Source organism: Streptomyces sp. AM 2-1-1 (assembly GCF_029167645.1).
Taxonomy (GTDB): domain Bacteria; phylum Actinomycetota; class Actinomycetes; order Streptomycetales; family Streptomycetaceae; genus Streptomyces.
Window position 1 is genome coordinate 2,245,842 of the sequence record NZ_CP119147.1, and the last position, 16,165, is coordinate 2,262,006.

The 16,165-nt window shown below is 69.5% G+C and carries 15 protein-coding genes; 8 read left to right on the forward strand and 7 right to left on the reverse strand.

The window, feature by feature from the left end; all coding sequences use genetic code 11:
* Nucleotides 1-75: 75 nt before the first annotated feature.
* Complete coding sequence (locus PZB77_RS09375; protein ID WP_256920535.1) at nucleotides 76-258, forward strand: DUF6104 family protein; 183 nt, start codon at nucleotides 76-78, stop codon at nucleotides 256-258.
* Between the two features lie 126 nt (nucleotides 259-384).
* On the opposite strand, the gene PZB77_RS09380 is transcribed toward PZB77_RS09375, so the two are convergent.
* Nucleotides 385-1,218 (reverse strand): hypothetical protein, encoded by an 834-nt coding sequence (locus PZB77_RS09380; RefSeq protein ID WP_275492110.1) that lies wholly within the window; start codon nucleotides 1,216-1,218, stop codon nucleotides 385-387.
* A gap of 162 nt (nucleotides 1,219-1,380) precedes the next feature.
* Between PZB77_RS09380 and PZB77_RS09385 the strand changes: the two genes are divergently transcribed.
* Complete coding sequence (locus PZB77_RS09385) at nucleotides 1,381-2,238, forward strand: DUF4097 family beta strand repeat-containing protein (RefSeq protein ID WP_275492111.1); 858 nt, start codon at nucleotides 1,381-1,383, stop codon at nucleotides 2,236-2,238.
* A gap of 1 nt (nucleotide 2,239) precedes the next feature.
* Nucleotides 2,240-3,382: a PadR family transcriptional regulator gene (locus PZB77_RS09390; protein ID WP_275492112.1), complete on the forward strand. Its 1,143-nt coding sequence runs from the start codon at nucleotides 2,240-2,242 to the stop codon at nucleotides 3,380-3,382.
* A gap of 163 nt (nucleotides 3,383-3,545) precedes the next feature.
* On the opposite strand, the gene PZB77_RS09395 is transcribed toward PZB77_RS09390, so the two are convergent.
* Entirely contained in the window at nucleotides 3,546-4,130 is a 585-nt protein-coding gene (locus PZB77_RS09395; RefSeq protein WP_275492113.1) for a Clp protease N-terminal domain-containing protein, read from the reverse strand.
* Entirely contained in the window at nucleotides 4,130-4,339 is a 210-nt protein-coding gene (locus PZB77_RS09400) for a helix-turn-helix domain-containing protein (protein ID WP_275492114.1), read from the reverse strand. Before PZB77_RS09400 ends, PZB77_RS09395 begins: the two co-directional genes overlap by 1 nt.
* A gap of 148 nt (nucleotides 4,340-4,487) precedes the next feature.
* Between PZB77_RS09400 and PZB77_RS09405 the strand changes: the two genes are divergently transcribed.
* The gene (locus tag PZB77_RS09405) at nucleotides 4,488-5,453 is read left to right on the forward strand and encodes a zinc-binding dehydrogenase (protein ID WP_275492115.1); all 966 of its coding nucleotides are present in this window, start codon (nucleotides 4,488-4,490) and stop codon (nucleotides 5,451-5,453) included.
* Nucleotides 5,454-5,540: 87 nt separating this feature from the next.
* The gene (locus PZB77_RS09410; protein ID WP_275492116.1) at nucleotides 5,541-5,984 is read left to right on the forward strand and encodes a DUF6304 family protein; all 444 of its coding nucleotides are present in this window, start codon (nucleotides 5,541-5,543) and stop codon (nucleotides 5,982-5,984) included.
* 197 nt (nucleotides 5,985-6,181) lie between these two features.
* Here the strand turns inward: PZB77_RS09410 and PZB77_RS09415 are convergent, their stop codons facing one another.
* Nucleotides 6,182-7,576: an MFS transporter gene (locus PZB77_RS09415; RefSeq protein WP_275492117.1), complete on the reverse strand. Its 1,395-nt coding sequence runs from the start codon at nucleotides 7,574-7,576 to the stop codon at nucleotides 6,182-6,184.
* Between the two features lie 586 nt (nucleotides 7,577-8,162).
* Between PZB77_RS09415 and PZB77_RS09420 the strand changes: the two genes are divergently transcribed.
* A complete protein-coding gene (locus tag PZB77_RS09420; RefSeq protein ID WP_275492118.1) occupies nucleotides 8,163-8,501 on the forward strand; it encodes a DUF952 domain-containing protein in 339 nt (112 codons plus the stop codon).
* A 1,371-nt stretch (nucleotides 8,502-9,872) separates the two neighbouring features.
* Nucleotides 9,873-13,139, forward strand: a complete 3,267-nt coding sequence (locus tag PZB77_RS09425; protein ID WP_275492119.1) for a tetratricopeptide repeat protein — start codon at nucleotides 9,873-9,875, stop codon at nucleotides 13,137-13,139.
* Nucleotides 13,140-13,141: 2 nt separating this feature from the next.
* Here PZB77_RS09425 and PZB77_RS09430 read toward each other — a convergent pair whose 3' ends face one another.
* The 3 genes from PZB77_RS09430 to PZB77_RS09440 are packed head-to-tail and all read right to left on the reverse strand — an operon-like array spanning nucleotide 13,142 to nucleotide 15,204.
* Nucleotides 13,142-13,330: a hypothetical protein gene (locus PZB77_RS09430; protein WP_275492120.1), complete on the reverse strand. Its 189-nt coding sequence runs from the start codon at nucleotides 13,328-13,330 to the stop codon at nucleotides 13,142-13,144.
* Nucleotides 13,317-13,847, reverse strand: coding sequence for an NUDIX domain-containing protein (locus tag PZB77_RS09435; protein WP_275492121.1), 531 nt, complete (start codon nucleotides 13,845-13,847; stop codon nucleotides 13,317-13,319). Before PZB77_RS09435 ends, PZB77_RS09430 begins: the two co-directional genes overlap by 14 nt.
* A gap of 1 nt (nucleotide 13,848) precedes the next feature.
* On the reverse strand, nucleotides 13,849-15,204 hold the full coding sequence (locus tag PZB77_RS09440) for a tetratricopeptide repeat protein (protein WP_275492122.1): 1,356 nt from the start codon (nucleotides 15,202-15,204) through the stop codon (nucleotides 13,849-13,851).
* A gap of 194 nt (nucleotides 15,205-15,398) precedes the next feature.
* Between PZB77_RS09440 and PZB77_RS09445 the strand changes: the two genes are divergently transcribed.
* Nucleotides 15,399-16,148: a hypothetical protein gene (locus PZB77_RS09445; protein WP_275492123.1), complete on the forward strand. Its 750-nt coding sequence runs from the start codon at nucleotides 15,399-15,401 to the stop codon at nucleotides 16,146-16,148.
* Nucleotides 16,149-16,165 lie beyond the last annotated feature (17 nt).

Sequence of the window (16,165 nt, forward strand, 5' to 3'; positions counted from 1 at the left end):
CGGTCCCTGTTCCGGTGCACGGCGCACCGCGCCCTACCCTGGGGGAGGAACATCCGCACGCATCAGGAGCACGCCGTGTATTTCACCGACCGTGGCATCGAGGAACTGGAGAAGCGGCGCGGCGAGGAGGAGGTCACCTTCGAGTGGCTGGCCGAGCAGCTGCGCACCTTCGTCGACCTCAACCCCGACTTCGAGGTGCCGGTCGAGCGGCTGGCGACGTGGCTGGCGCGGTTGGACGACGACGAGGACGACGCGTAGGGGTACCGGCGACCGCGGCGCGCCCCCTCTCCCGTCTCATCGGTGCGGCGCGCCCCCTCTCCCGTCTCATCGGTGCGGCGCGCTCCCGCTCCCGTCTCATCGGTGCGGCGCGCTCCCGCTCCCGTCTCATCGGTGCGGCGGTCCCCCGGGGGACCTGACCCTGTTGTACGCGAGTCCCAGCACGCCCTGCGCCAGCAGGAGGGCACCGGCCGCCGTCCATCCGCCGCTGCGGTGCCATGCTCCCCAGAGTGCCAGCGGGGCGCCGACGGCGATCTGGGCGGTGGCCACCTTCCGCGCGCGGGTACCGAGCATCCAGGGGCCGAGTCCGGTGCTCTCCACCGCGTCGAGTTCCACGCGTACGGCGTCGCGCCAGCCCGCCCACTCGATCCGCGCGGTCTCCGGCAGCGCCTCGGCCGTCTTCCGGAGTTCCTCGGCGCCGCGGCCCGGCTCCAGTCCCGGCCGCAGCTCCACCCCCGCACGAGTAAGCAGCCCGAGCAGCCGCCGCAGCCGTGCGGAGCCGTCCGCGTACGGGTCGGGGCGGGTCAGCGCCTCCAGCGCCTGTACGTCGAGCACCGGGTCCAGGTCCAGCCGGGTGGCGAAGGTGGTCATCGCCTCCTGCTCACCGGCCGGGGTGCCGTCCGCCAGCCAGACGTACCCGACGGGGCGGCGGAAGCCGGACGCGAGGGTGCAGCCGGCGCGGGTGCCGTCCCACCAGAGCGCGACGACCGGCCAGGCGGAACCCACGGCGAGGGCCGCCGCCCAGCCCGCCACCACCCGGTCGACGGGCTCGGCCGGCTCGGCGGGTGTGCCCCGCCAGGCCCGGCCCTCCGGCACCAGCACGCTCCACCGGTCCCCGGCCGGGGTGAGCAGCATGGGTTCGCGCAGGAGATGCGCCACGGGCCGCACGGCGTCGGGTTCCGCCCGGCACAGCAGTAGTGCCCCCTCGGGTGTCGCGTTCATGGCTCACACGCTAGGGCAATTCCTCACGCTATGGACCGTTTTGGCGATGCTTTCGGCGGGCGAGTGAGGAGGTGTGGCCTTGACTCGGCCGATCCGCGATATATCGTGTTGAACAAGAGACGCGATATGTTGCGTCATGCCACGCTCTCTGGAGGTCACCCCATGCCCGTGTCGACGTGGACCGTCGCCGAGCCGCTGAAACTCGACTTCACCGACGAGGTGACCGCCCTCCAGGTGCGGATCGTCAGCGGCACCGTCAACGTGGTCGGCTCCGAGGAGCCGGGAGCGCGGCTGGAGGTCTCCGCCCTGGAGGGCCCGCCGCTGATCGTCACCCACCGGGACGGCGTCCTGACGGTGACCTACGAGGACCTCCCCTGGAAGAGCTTCCTCAAGTGGCTCGACCGCAACGGCCGTTCCCGCAGCGCCGCGGTGACGCTCACCGTGCCGGCCCCGGCGTCGGTGGAGGTGGGCGTCGTCGGAGCCGGGGCGTTCGTCTCGGGCATCCGGGGCCGTACCGAGGTCCGCGGCGTCACCGGTGACACCACCCTCGTCGGGCTCTCCGGGGAGGTGCGCGGCGAGACGGTGTCCGGCGGCCTGGAGGCGCAGTCCGTCACGGGCGATCTGCGGTTCGCATCGGTCTCCGGCGACCTGACCGTGGTGGAGGGCGCGGGCACCTCGGTGCGCGCGGAGTCCGTCAGCGGCGACATGGTCCTGGACCTCGACGCCGCCGGGGCGCCGACCGACATCCGGCTGACGACGGTCTCCGGCGCGATCGCGATCCGGCTGCCGCACCCGTCGGACGCCAAGGTCGAGGCGAACACCGCGAGCGGCGCCGTCTCCAACGCCTTCGAGGACCTGAGGGTCGGTGGCCAGTGGGGCGCGAAGAAGATCACCGGCACGCTGGGTGCCGGTACGGGCCGGCTGAGGGCGACGACCGTGTCCGGCTCGATCGCCCTGCTGCGCCGCCCGCCGTCCGAGGACGAACCGTACGTTGCCGAGCCGACCGGAAAGGTGCTCTGACATGCCCCCCGTATTCGCCCACGGCCGTCTCCGCCTCTACCTGCTGAAGCTGCTCGACGAGGCCCCCCGCCACGGCTACGAGGTGATCCGGCTGCTGGAGGAGCGCTTCCAGGGCCTGTACGCCCCGTCCGCCGGCACGGTGTACCCGCGGCTGGCCAAGCTGGAGGCCGAAGGGCTCGTCACCCACGCGACGGAGGGGGGACGGAAGGTCTACTCGATCACCGGTGCGGGCCGCGCCGAACTCGCCGGGCGCACCGGCGAACTCGCCGAACTGGAGCTGGAGATCCGCGAGTCGGTCTCCGAGCTGGCCGCCGAGATCCGCGAGGACGTGCGCGGTGCGGCCGGCAGGCTGCGCAGCGACATGCGCGCCGCCGCGTCCGCCTCCCGCCACCGGCCCGGCGACGGCGAGCCGGGGGGTGCCCGGAGCGAGTGGGAGTCCCTCATCGGCGACCTGGGGGATCTCGGCCGGCTCGGGAACCTCGGCGACCTGACGGAGAAGGACGCCTGGCGCAAGGCCAAGGAGGAGTTGCGCCAGGCCAAGCAGGAGTGGAAGGAGCAGGCCCGACGGGCGAAGGACGAGTCGCGGCGGGCCCGCGAGGAGGCCCAGCAGGCCCGCCGCCACGCGAAGGAGGCCGACGAGCGGGCCCGCGAGCAGATGCGGAACGCCGCGCGCCAGGTGCAGGAGCACTTCGCCCGGGGCGACTGGCCCGCCGGGGTGCGCGACGGCCTCGCCGAGATCACCGGGCACCTCGCCGGTCTCGCCAGGAACGGCTCCTGGCCTCCGGCGGACCCGGCCGAACCCGTACGTGCGCAGGGCCCGGAGGGTGGGCCCCCGGGTACGGAAGCGCCGCGCACCGGTCCGTCGCGTGCGGACGCGCCGCCTGCCGCCTCCCCCGCGGAGTCCGGCCCGGCGCCGGACTGGGCTCTGGACGTGCCAATCTCGGGCGACCCGGCCCGGGACCTGGACCGGCTGCTGGACCGCTTCCGCGACGACATCCGCGACGCCGCCCGCGACCGGGGCGTCACGGCCGGTCAGGTGGCCGAGGCCCGAGCCCACCTGGCGACGGCCGCCTCGCGCGTCGACGCGCTGCTGCGGAGGGGCACCGCGCCCGACGGGGACGGCCCCGGCCTCCGCAAGGACTGAGCCCTTCGGCGGCCCGGTGGAGCCGCCCGTCCCCGGCGACGGGGGCGGCGGCTCCACCGCACCGCGGGCCCGTCGTCCGGCGGCGGCCTTCGCCTCTCCGCCGCGCCAGGGGGGCACGCCACCGGCAGCCGCCCTCCCGGCCCTCCCCCGCGTCACACGCACGTCATCCGGTCGCGGTCTTCGCCCCTCCCCCGCCTTCCCGCCCCGCCCCGTACAGCGCCTGCTCCACGGCCGCGTACGTGGCGCCCTGGTCCGCGAGGGCCTCCGCCACCACGCCGGGCCGGGCGGCGAGCGCCAGCAGCAGGTGTTCGCCGCCGATGAAGCGGTCGCCCCGGCCCAGGGCGATCCGCAGCGAGCCCTCCAGCACCCGCTTCGCCCCCGCCGTGAGCGGCCTGCGCCCGGACCGGCGACGACGGCCCTTCCCCTCCTCCGCCAGGACGCCCGCACCGTGCTCCTCCTCGATCCGGGCGACGATCTCGCCGACGTCGATGCCGAGCCCGGCCAGCGCCTCGGTGTCGGCCTTCGTCAGGCCGCCCAGCCTGCGGGCCTCGCCGAGCGCCGCCTCCACGGAGTCCCGGCGGTCGGTGACGCCGAGAGCGGTGAGGGCGAACGCGGCCCGGCCCGCGTCCTGGTCGAGCAGGGAGAGCAGCAGGTGATCCTCGGTGATGTGGTCCTCCCCCGTGCGCCGGGAGTAGGTGACGGCCCCGGCGACGGCGGCACGGGCCTCCGTGGTGAATCGCTCGAACATCAATTCCTCCCATACTTCTTGTGCACGGCCTGCCTGCTGACGCCGAGTTCGACCGCGATCTCCTGCCACGACCAGCCCTTGGCGCGGGCACTTCTGACTTGGACGGCTTCGAGCTGCTCCAGCAGCCGCCGCAGCGCGGCGACGGCCCGCAGCCCGACGCGTGGGTCGCGATCCCCGGCACGCGCGGCCAGGTCCGTTGCATCGGTCATGCCGTCAACGTACGTTGACACAGGACGTCCGTCAACCCTGGTTGACATGAGTGCCGCTCGGGCGCTCCGCGCAAGGGGCCGGGAAGCGCGGCGCGTGTCACACCGGCACCCCGTTGGATCGGGCGGCGGCCCGGCCTAGGGTCGGGGCATGTTCGCCGCCTACGCAGCCCGCATCGACCGCGAGAACCCCCTGTCCGGCCTGGAACTGGGCGACCGCCCGACTCCCTCGGCCCGGCCCGGCTGGACCACCGTCGACGTCCGCGCCGCCTCGCTCAACCACCACGACCTCTGGTCGCTGCGCGGGGTGGGCATCACCGAGGACCGGCTGCCGATGATCCTCGGCTGTGACGCGTCCGGCGTCGACGAGGACGGCAACGAGGTCGTGGTGCACTCCGTGATCGGCCAGAGCGGCCACGGCGTCGGGCCCGAGGAACCGCGCTCCATCCTGACCGAGCGCTACCAGGGCACCTTCGCCGAACGGGTCTCCGTACCCACCTGGAACGTGCTGCCCAAGCCGAAGGAACTGACCTTCGAGGAAGCCGCCTGCCTGCCGACCGCCTGGCTCACCGCGTACCGGATGCTCTTCACCAACGCCGGTGTGCGGCCGGGCGATTCCGTGCTGGTGCAGGGTGCGGGCGGCGGGGTCGCCACCGCCGCCGTCGTCCTCGGCCGCGCGGCCGGACTCCGGGTCTACGCGACCAGCCGGGACGAGGCGAAGCGGCGGCGGGCGGTGGAGCTCGGGGCCGTCGAGGCGTTCGAGCCCGGCGCCCGGCTGCCCCAGCGGGTGGACGCCGTCATCGAGACGGTCGGGGCCGCGACCTGGTCCCACTCGGTGAAGTCGCTGCGCCCCGGCGGCACCCTCGTCATCTCCGGTGCCACCAGCGGCGACCGGCCCGCGCACGCCGAACTGACCCGGATCTTCTTCCTGGAACTCAAGGTCGTCGGCTCCACGATGGGCTCCAAGGACGAGTTGGAGGACCTGCTGTCCTTCTGCGCGACGACCGGCGTGCGGCCCGTCGTGGACGCGGTCCTGCCGCTGGACCGGGCCCGCGAGGGCTTCGAACGCATGCTCACCGGGGAGCAGTTCGGCAAGATCGTGCTGACCGCCTCCTGACCGGCCCGTTCCGGACGCACCACCCCGGACGGCCTAAGGGGAGGGCGGCACCGTTCCCGCCGTGAGCAGCGGCTACAGTCCCTGCTCATGACAATCGAGTCGTGGGCAGGCTGGTACCGGGACCACTTGGGTTCCGACGCGGCCACCGTCTTCGCGGGCGGCGGAGTGATCAAACTGCGCATCCGGGGCGTTGAGTTCGAGGGCAAGCGCCTCGACGACCTGCGCCCGGCGGCGGAACCGCTGCCGGACGGCGCTCCGTTCGCCCTCGCGAACGGCGCCCTGACCGACTGCGTCCTGGAGTGGGACCAGCCGGTGACCGTCACCGACGGGGGCGAGGACGGGGCCGAGCGGCCCGCGACCCTGAGCTGCCTGTTCTCCCTGCGCCGGACGGACCCGGACGTCCACCTCGCCCTGCACCTGGATGGCGCGCTCTACGAATCGGCGCGCGCCGAACGCGACTTCACCGCCGCGCTGGCCGCGATACGCAACGTCCTGCCGGAGGACGTGCACCTGCGGGCACCGGCTCTCTGACCGCCGGCTCGGGGGTGACCGCGGGCGGGCACTCCTGCGGACGGCCGGCCCACGGTCCCGGGGAACATCGCCCCAGCCGTGGGCACTGAGAACGATCACCGTCCGGTCGGTGTGCGCGCGGACGCGGTTCTCGCTACACCCCAGGTCTTTGCGACAGACCGGGACCGACGCGGGTGTCGCCGAGGAACCCTCCCTTCCTACTCGCCGTCCGGTTCGGCCGCGGGCGTTGGTGTCGTGGTGCCCGTGCCGCGACGGGATCGGGCGATGCCCCAGCCCACCAGCGCCCCGGCCGAGACCGTGAGCAGGAGGCCGGCCAGCGTGACGGCCTCGCCGAACTCCGCAGTCCGGTCGGCGCTCCAGTGCGACGTGGCGATGTCGCCGGTGAAGAACGCTGCGAGGATGGTTCCGCTGACGGCGATGCCGATTGCCGTGGCGACTTCGCCGGAGGTGTCGACCAGCGCCGCTCCGATGGTGGTGCGGTCGGCCGGCAGACCACGCATCACGTTGGTTCCGGCGACGACACCCACCACGCGCATCCCGGCGGCGACGAGCACGAGCGCGAGGGCGACCCAGACGTACCCGAAGCGGCCCAGCAGCGCGTAGACGGCGAGTCCGCACACGACGGATCCGGCACCGAGCCAGGCGGCTCCGTCGAAACCCACACGCGTGAGCAGCGGCCCGACGAGAGCACCGCCGGCGATGAGTACGACGACCTGCGGCAGCATTCCCAGCGCCGCCCGAGCCGGCGTCCAGCCCCAGTCGAGCTGAAGCTGGAGGCTCACGAGGTAACCGAGGCCGGCCACCGCGAGGCCCGAAGCGCCCTTGAACGCCAGCCCGCTGGACACGAGCGGGCGAGCGACGAGCGCGAGGTCGAGCAGCGGATGGGCGGTGCGGCGCGCGCGGACGACGAACAGCACGGCCGTCACGACGGCCGCTGCCGTGGTCAGCCACGGCAGGAGCGATGCGGCGCCCGCGTCGACGAACAGCGTCGGAGCGACCAGCGCGGACACGATCGCGGCCGTGCCGCACAGGGCACCGGGGCCGTCGACGGGGTCGCGGTGCAGCTCGTCCTTCCGGTCGGCGGGTATGCCCCGGCGAATGCCGATGAAGGCGAGCGCGGCGATCGGTACGTTCACCAGCAGCAGCGCCTGCCACGGAGCGAACGCCAGCACGAAGCCGCCGGCCGCGGGCCCGATCGCGAGTCCGACCAGCCCCACGGTCGAGATCAGTGTCGTACCACGGACACGGAGGGTGTCCTCGTCGAACAGACGGAACGCCAGGGCGAGGGAGCCCGGCGTCGTCATCGCAGCCGCGACACCCATCACCGCACGGACCGCGATGAGTTGCTCTGCCGTCGCGACGAAAGCGGTCGCCAGGCTCGCCGCACCCAGCAACACCAACCCGAGCAGCATGATCTTGCGGCGGCCGACCCGGTCGGCCAGCGCGCCGAAGACCAGCATCAGTCCGCCGAAGACGACGGCGTACACGCCCGTGACCCACTGCAACTCCGTCGTCGACGCCGAGAGCCGGCGGCCGATGGTCGGCAGCGCGACGTTGAGGATCGAGTTGTCGAGCATCTCGAACAGGAACACCGCGGACAGACCGGCGAGGGCTGTCCACGCTTCTCGCAGGGAGCGAGGCGAACGCGAGGATGGAGGAGAACTTTCGGCACCGTCGACCTGGTCGACCGTTCCGGTACGTCGGACCTTCACTGCGCACTCCTTCGAGGGAAGAAGTGGCGGTCCGTCCGGCACCGCGTACGCGCGCGTGCCCCTGCTCCATCGACTGGCGACGATGACCCGCAGAGCGCACAGGCTTTTACTTCGAGTGCTCCCATGCTACGACACCGTCGGACGTCACGACGCGGCACTGCGCCGCCACCGGGCTCCACTCGACGCTCAGGCCCGGTAGCGGCTCGCCCCACCACAGCCCGGAGCGAATCGACATGGCTGCGAGGGGTCAGCCGACGCGGACGCGCCCGCTTTCGTGGTCTTCGTGGTCTTCGTGGTCTTCGTCGTCGTCCTCGTCCCGCTCGTACCCGTCCGGATCACATAGCGGCAACGCCCCGCCGACGAGGCGGGGGCCCGGCTGACCGCCCTCGGCGATGCGGCACCGTACTGCCTCCCCGCCCGGGAGCCGCCCTCTTCCCGCCGGACCGCAGCGCACTACCGTGACCGCATGACCGAACTCCTCCACCTCACCGAACCCGCTCTCTGGGCGGCAGCCCTGCACGACGGCGCCTACACCTGGTCCACCCGTGGCCGCACCCTGCGGGAGGAGGGCTTCATCCACCTCTCCCACCCTCACCAACTGCCCGCCGTGGCCCGCATGCTGTACGGCTCCGAGGAGATCGAGCTGATCGTCCTGGTCATCGATCCGGCCAGGCTCACCGCCCCGGTGCGCCACGAGGCGATGACCGAGGGCGGCGAGGAGTTCCCGCACCTGTACGGCCCGCTTCCGGTGGACGCGGTGGTGGAGGTACGGCAGTGGGCGGCCCCGGGGCACGCCTCGGAGTGACCGCGCCCCCTGCTTCCCGATGCGGCGCGGATCCCGTCCAACAGCGCCCGGACCAGGCCCTCAGGCCGCTCCAGTGCCTCCGCGGACCGCCTGGGAGGGTCGGAGGGCCGGCGGCGGTACACGGTCGGCTCGCCCCTCCCGCGGCCGGCGCAGGAGCCCTTCTGGTCGAAGCCCCGGGCACCGGGCACCGCGCCGCTCGCCACCGCCGACGACATGGCGGCCGGCGTCTCCGCCCGGGCCGCCCGGCGAAGGGCGTCTGAGCACCCGCGCGGGGCCCTCCGGACAGACCTCCGCACCAGGCTCCCGCACGCGGCCCCGTGCTCGCGGGCGGCCTCTCGATGCGGCCCGCCCGGGAGGCAGAAAAAACCGCACCCGGCCCCCTCGGACACCGACTTCGGCGTGCGGGAGGGACGGATGCGGCAGCCGAGCGAGGCGTTCTGCGGCGACCGGAGCGGATTCCGGGCGCCCGCCCTGCCCTGCGTCAGGCCTTCTTGGTCTCCTAGTAATCGGCCGGGTCGGTGACCTGCGGTGATGGCGGCCGCAGGTCGTTGACCTGGCCTTTTGGTGTTGGGTGGTGATGGGGTGCGACGGTCTTCATCGGGTGTCCTGCGGACTGTGTGCGGACTGTTGAAAGAACAGAAGACGCCCCTGTGGCCGTATCGGTCCTCCAAATGATCAGCCTTGTCGGCGTTAACGCGTAACCGCTGCTTCCCCGACTGTCACTGGGTACCGTTACCTTCCCATCAGGGGCCGGTGAAGGCACTCAACGTTCCTCTGTGCGGCAAAAACTTGACGAAGGGTCGATGAGTTGATGGCGATGGTCGGGACCGGGCGCGTATGGATATCGGTGACGGTTGCGTTGACTGGCGTGGCGACCGTGGTGCTGGTCCTGGTCGCCGTCTTCGCGGACCCTGATACGACAGAGCGGACCGTGGGGGTGTGGGGTGCGGTCGTCTCGATGCTCAGCTTGCTGGTTTCTGTGGTTGCTTTCTTCCGAAGTGCAGGAGGCGGGCTTGCGGGCGGGCGGCGAGTGCGTGGCGGCCGCGGATCGGTAGTGGCTGGCGGCAATATCACTGCCTCCGCAATTGGAAACAACTCCAACGTGAGCGGCCCCCACTCGTCGCCTAGTCGTGCTGCAGCGAGGCGGAACGCGGATGACGTTCGGGCTGGTCGAGATGGGATCGCAGCTGGTGGTGATATCACGGACAGCGCCCTCGGGGATGGTAGCCAACGATGACGCCATTCCCCGGGTTCCGGCGTAAGGGCCGAACTGCTTTTCTGGGAAGTGAAGAAGTACCCGTCGAGGTCGCACGGACGGTTCAGGCCGGCCCGGGCGCAGTCGTGGCTGGCGGATCTATCATCGCTTCTGCGGTGGGTGACAACAACAACGTCACATACATCGAAAAGCAGTATGTAACCGATGGGGACGCCTTGATAAAGGCGACCCGGGACGCTTTCGAGAACGCGCTAGGCACTTTGCCACCGACGCTCCAAGAAGAAGCTCGCCAATTGCGTGATCACTGGCCTGACGTGGAAGCCGTCATTATCAATTTTCCCTCTGGTAGATCTGCACGGAGGGGCGTGTTTGAACAATGGGAAAAGTGTGAGCCGCCGTGGCTCGACAAGGCCCCCACTCGCGCGCTTACGTGGCTTGGTGGCCTGGCGGCAGTCTACGATGCCGAGAGCGCATCATTCTCGTTTTATGACCGGGCCGTACGCGAGGGGGGATTTCCTCGTGAACTTTTGGTCGTCAAGGCTGCCCTGCAGAAAGAGACGCTGACCAAGGGCAGTGCATGTTCGTACCTAGCCGCCCATGTAGATCTCGACTCACCGCTAATCCATTCCGTGCGATCCGCTCTCGCTAAAGACTGGGCCGCAGCCCTTGCTCACCTGGACCGGTGGACTGCTCTTGATAGCAGCGGACAGGCTCTGAAATGTCTCCTAAGGACGCGCATGCTTATGGCGCTGGACTTGGTCGACCAGGCCCTGCCTGCTCTGCGTGAAGCGGATGTAGCACGCGTCAGCCAACTTGGAATGGAACTGGCACAGGCTTTGCTCCTGCGAGCCAGGCGCCGCGCTACTCGCCACAGGCTCGCTGACGTCCAGGAAGCCCTGGCTGTTGCACTCCGAGTTCGTAACGCACGTCGAGAATGGTTTGGTGACAGCGCTGCGGCGGTCGTCCTTGCAATGCGGGCCGCCCTGTCTACTCAGGACCTGGCAACCGCGTGGGCTCTCTGTCAGCCGGCTCCCGAAGGAGAAGCTAGCGAGCAAGAAGCTGAGGATCCTCGCGTATTGGAGGAGAGCGCCCTGATTGCGGCACTAACGGGTCGCGAACACCGTGCGCGCGAACTCTTGAGCGTAGTGACGAGCCCGTTCCCGCGAGCACAGGTGCTGGCTGTACTCGAGGAACGCCGCGCTGGCAGCAGCGAGGACGAGCGGGTAGCGGAGGCTTGGCGGCGTGCCTGGGATGCAGCGGAGTCGGGGCCCGACCAGCTCATGGCGGCCATGGGGCTGGTGGAGTCCGGACAAGACCTGCCGGAGCTCGCGCACCTGAATGACGACTATCCCGAGGCGGTGGCTGATCTCAAGAAATTTGCCCACGCCGTCAGCGGCACAGTAGACGGCGATCTGTCGATTTTGCGTGCCAATGCGAACCAACATCCGATTATTGCTGTGAAACTGTCGCAGCGCTATCAGCAACTCGGCAATCTCGAAATGTCTGCGGCCACGCTGCAGGAGGCCGCGACACACTGGCGCGATGCGCAGCTGATGAATATGGCAGCTCGCGGCTACCAACGTGCCAGGAACTACCTAAAGTCCAAGGAGTGCGCTGAGAGCGCGCTGCGAATTGCTGGGCCAGGCTGGGCAGCGCAGGGTGCCATGTACGAGCTGCTCGTTGAGACAGAATCCGCCGCAGGGAATTGGGAGCAGGCCACGGAAGCGGCCATCACACTCCTAAGGTTGGACCCGCATAGCCTTGACGCACGTTGGGCCTTGGTGAAGTGCTACGTCACGCGGGCGCAGCCTGACGAAGCGTGGCAGACCCTGACCGAACTCGGCGAAGCAGCGACACCACGACGTCGCGACGAAGCGATCCTGTGGGTCCAGCTCGGCGCGCGCCTGTCTACTGATCCACAGTTTGTCGGGCGTGCACTAGAACTGATGCAGAAATGGCCGCAGGATGAAGAGTTGCTGGGACGCTTCCTTGCAGCTCTTCTCTTGCGATCAGCCACGACGCAACCTATGCCTGAAGAGGCAGCTGAAATGCTGCGTGAAGCGAGCTCGGACTACTTGGAGCGCTTCCCCGATAGTGTGTATTTCCGCGCCCTCGACGCCAGCGAACCACGCGCGGTACTCGAAGAACTTGGCCGGAGCCTGCGCCGCGAGCACGAGGATGAGGACCGTCGCGAGATTGGAGAGCGGATTGGGCAAGGCCAGTTCCCTGTGGGAATGCTGACCCTGCTGAACGGCCGGCCATACGCCGAGGTGTGTGTGCGGCTCACCGAGGGACCTCCCGGCCTTTTTGCATCGGACCCAAACTCGGACGTTTGGGAAGCAGCCGCCGTCCAAGCTGCCATGACTCGGCGGGTAGTCCTGGATACGAGTGCAGCTGTATCTCTCGCCCTGTTGGAGCAGGAAGCCACCGAACGGCTCCTCGGCTCCTGTCAGAGCATCATGACGACTGATCAGGTTGTTGGCGACGCCTTCCATGCCCTCGAGTCCCTCGCTCTGCGGTCCGATGCCACGGTGGTCTGGAACGAGAGCGAGGCACGGGCAGCTCTTCACGTTGCTTCAGAGGAACAGATGAGTGCCCTGCGAGGGACACTCAAGCGTGCCGTTGAACTCGTACGACTTCTACCGCGGGTGGCCCGGCCGGAGCTACGGGCATTGCCGGGATTGTCTGGGGACCGCGCCCCGCAGGCATGGCTCACGGCCTTGGACCACGCCAAGGAGCACAACATGGTGTTGTGGTGCGATGACCGAGCTCTGCGCGTAGTTGCCCGGTCGGTGGGCGTACCCGCATTCGGCACGCTTGCCTTGATCGACGCGTGTCTGCGTGAGCGGACCTTGGCACCGCAGGAGGCGATGGTTCTGAGGGCCGAACTCCTCCGACATTTCTACATGGATATACCCTTCTCCAGCGAGTTGTATGGGTTCGCAGCGCAATCCGACAGTTGGCAGGCACGAGCCGTAGCCGCAGCGATCGCACGGCCGACGGCCTGGACCGATGCACAGGCTGTGGTGCGGCTGGTTCTCAATGCGATTGCACAGATCATCGATTCTGAGCCGGACCATACTGCTTCCTGGTTGACAGCCGCGTACGTGGGTCTCTGGCGAGCAACTCTGCCCTCCCACAGGGCTGCCAACCTACAGAAACTATGCATCCAAGCCCTGACTCAGCCGTGGGTCTCCGCCTCATCAATGCCCTTTATTCTTACCGGTCTGCGCGACGGTGCTACAGAGGTCGAAAGCGGCGATGGCCCCCTGATGGCCGCTCTGGCTCGCTACTACGGCGAACTAGTGAGACAAATGGGTCATCCTGAGGCAGGGACAGAGCTCATGGACTTGTTCAGTCATGCTGGTGCAGCAGACAAGTCCGCAGCTGCACGTATCGTGATTACTCACCGAGACAATTAGGGTCATGCGGCGTACCTGACAAAGATGCCGTCGATGTGCTTCTTCGGGGGTGCGGCTCTTTTGAAGTGAAGGTCGTGGGGCCAGGCGGTCAGTGTGTATCCGTCCTGGTCGGGGCTGGGGTAGAGCAGTTGGTGTCCATGTTTGATGTGGTAGGCGTCGAGGCCACTTAGTTGCTCATTAGCTCCAGCCATCCAGGGATACCTGAGGGTTGCCGGCGAGGTAGCAATGCAGCGCGCTGGCAGTTGTGTCCACGAACGCTTCGGGAATGGCATCAGTGTCGACCCAGCGGACCTGGGAGTGCTTGCGGGGTTCGCGGTTTTCGGGTTCGCCGGTCCATTCCTCGGCGGCGAAGACGACGGTGAGGAAGCCGTTGGGGGATTCGACGCCCCAGGCGCCGTGGATGATGTGGGCGACCTTGAGGGACTCGGGCTTGACCGTGAGGCCGGTCTCCTCGTAGAGCTCGCGGACTGCGGTCTCCGTGATGGGTTCGCCGGGCTCGTTCTTGCCGACGGGGAGGTCCCACAAGCCCTGGGCGAACTTGGCATTTTCGCTGCGCTGGAGGAGGACGACTCGGTTAGTGGCCTTGTCGTGGACGATGACGGCCGCGACCAGCAGGGTCATCGAGTCGAGTGCCGGCTTGAGGGCCGGGGGGCGGTTGTCAGTCTGCTGGGCCACGGAGTTCCCTTCGTCGGGGCGGTTGTTGGGCATGTTAGGCGAGGGCCTCGCGGGCGCGGCGGGCGAGATCGGCGGCGCCGGGTACGCGGCGGCGCTGGTAGATCGCGAGCGTGGAGCGGATCGAGGTGATCGCCTTGCGGGTGCGGTCGGAGGTCATGCCCTCCATGAGGGCCAGGGCCTGTGTCCAGGCCGCGACCGCTTCGTCGGCTCGGGCCTGGGCAGCGAGGCTGTCGCCGAGGTCGGCGTGGGTGAGGGCGTGGACGCGCTTGTACTTCTCTGGGTCCCAGCGGGTGAGCGCGTCGCGGTGCTGTTGTTCCGTGCCGATGTGGTCGGCGAGGTCGGTCAGCGTGCGTGCGGTGTGGCTGGCGACTGTGCCGGCGGCGGGGCCGCTGACGCGGGAGAAGCTGGGCTGGGGACCGTCCTCGCGCAGGAGTGCGTCTTCGGCGGCGAGGAGAGCGCGGGCGGCCAATGGGTTCTCGCCGACGGCTGCGTAGGCGCGGGCGTGCGTGATGTGGAGGAGCGCTTCGGTCTGGCCGTCCACGTGGCCGAGGCCGCGGGTGAGGGCTCCTTTGACGAGGTCCACGCAGTGGTGGGGTTGCTTGAGGCTGAGGGACTGGTGAGCGAGGGCACGCATCATCCAGGCGGCATGGCCGTGGGGGTCGGCTTCGCAGGCGAGCTGGTAGCCGACCTGGTAGTAGCGCTGGGCAGCGCCTTCGTGGCCGAGGTCGTGGTGCTTCCACCCTGCGAGATAGGCGAGTTCGGCGACGGCACCGAAGGCAGCCTGGCGTAAGGCTTCGCTGGGGAAGCGGCCGCGCAGCATGGGGGCGGCTGTGTCGGCGAGGTACGCGGTGACGGTGGTCAGGCCATGGCCGCCGCCGAGGCGTTCGTCGGCGGCGCTGAAGGCTGCCGTGATCTGTCGAACGACGTCGATGTCGTCGCTGCCGACGAGGGAGCGGGCGGTGCGGGCGCGGAGCATCCGCGAGGTGGCTTCGTGGTCGTGCAAGAGCGGCATGGCCACGCCGGCCGTTGTGAACGCGGCGATGGCGAGGAAGCGACGGCGCTCGACGTCCGCGCGGCCGAGGTCGGTGACCGCGGTGACGGGGTCGCTGTCCGGTGGCGACTCCGTGTCGGGTGAGTGGAGGCCGAGCTCGGTTCTAGTGACGACGCGGCCCAGCCGTCGAGAGAGAGCTTCGGCAAGGTACTGCCCTGCTCGACCGGATGGTGTGCGGGCACCGCCCACCCAGTGGGAGATGGCCGACTTGTTGGTCTGGAGCAGTTCGCCGTTCTCGGCGGCGATGCGGCGTACGTCCTTGGCGAGTGTCTCGTACGTGCACCCGGTGGCGTTGATCGTGTCGCGCAGGCGGGAGTTGGCGCTGGTCGGTGCCGGCACGATCGCCTCCGCTCCGGGTCCGTAAACCGTGTATACCGCTTGGCCTCGGTCACACCGTACCCACTCTGCGTAGTGGGCGGTTCACTTATCGACAGCCGCCCCACTCTCGGGCCGGGCGGCCCCCAAGTTCCGTACGCCCCAACGGGCTCGGGCATTCCTGTGCCCCGGTCCGGACGATCAGAGACGGAGACACGGTGACCACCATTGACACCGCGACCATCACGGTCGAGCTGCCCGACGCCTTCGACCCGCGCTGGAACCGCCTGCCCGGCATCCAGGTGGACGGCCGGCGCATCGCCATCGACCCGGCCGAGTACTTCTTCCGCTTCGAGTCCAGTACCTGGCTCGTCGCCGACTGGGAGTTGGTGAAGGCTCAGCTCCTCGACGTGGATGAGACGACCGGGAGCGCGGTCGAGCAGCTCGCGCTCGACTTCATCAAGAACCACGGTGAGTCCACCTCGGACGCGGCCCGCGTGCTGGCGACGGCGTACGGCGTGTACTCGTACCTCTTCCGCGAGGAGCACCTGGCCGGCCTCGGCCTGCCGCAGATCACCGCCGACCACCTGCGGATGCTCCGCGAGACGGCCACGCTCATGGCGCTCAACAAGGTGGAGCTGGACGGCCACATCTCCAATGTCGGCCCGTGCTGGTTCTTCCCCGCCGCCACCTCCGTCGTCTTCGACCTGGACGACGCGACGGGCGGAATGCTGGACGAGGTCTACCACGGCGGCTGGTTCAACGAGCACCGCCGGATCGAGTCCATCAAGGCCCACGCCGCGCTCGGCGGCCGACTCGTGCACGGCTGCCAGTCCGTCCCGGACCAGTCCGGCGGCGTCGTCGCGCCCTACGGTGCCTCGATGGCCAACTTCCGTGACGACCTGGCCGAGTTCAAAGCGGGCTGGATCGAGCAGGTCTACGCCCACCGCGTGACCGCAGCCGAGTAACCCCACCCCCGTACGGC

Coding starts and splice junctions, on each gene's coding strand:
- PZB77_RS09380 (WP_275492110.1), bottom strand. CDS start 1,218: ATGAACGCGACACCCGAGGGGGCACTACTGCTGTGCCGGGCGGAACCC.
- PZB77_RS09385 (WP_275492111.1), top strand. CDS start 1,381: ATGCCCGTGTCGACGTGGACCGTCGCCGAGCCGCTGAAACTCGACTTC.
- PZB77_RS09390 (WP_275492112.1), top strand. CDS start 2,240: ATGCCCCCCGTATTCGCCCACGGCCGTCTCCGCCTCTACCTGCTGAAG.
- PZB77_RS09395 (WP_275492113.1), bottom strand. CDS start 4,130: ATGTTCGAGCGATTCACCACGGAGGCCCGTGCCGCCGTCGCCGGGGCC.
- PZB77_RS09400 (WP_275492114.1), bottom strand. CDS start 4,339: ATGACCGATGCAACGGACCTGGCCGCGCGTGCCGGGGATCGCGACCCA.
- PZB77_RS09405 (WP_275492115.1), top strand. CDS start 4,488: ATGTTCGCCGCCTACGCAGCCCGCATCGACCGCGAGAACCCCCTGTCC.
- PZB77_RS09410 (WP_275492116.1), top strand. CDS start 5,541: ATGACAATCGAGTCGTGGGCAGGCTGGTACCGGGACCACTTGGGTTCC.
- PZB77_RS09420 (WP_275492118.1), top strand. CDS start 8,163: ATGACCGAACTCCTCCACCTCACCGAACCCGCTCTCTGGGCGGCAGCC.
- PZB77_RS09430 (WP_275492120.1), bottom strand. CDS start 13,330: ATGGCTGGAGCTAATGAGCAACTAAGTGGCCTCGACGCCTACCACATC.
- PZB77_RS09435 (WP_275492121.1), bottom strand. CDS start 13,847: ATGCCCAACAACCGCCCCGACGAAGGGAACTCCGTGGCCCAGCAGACT.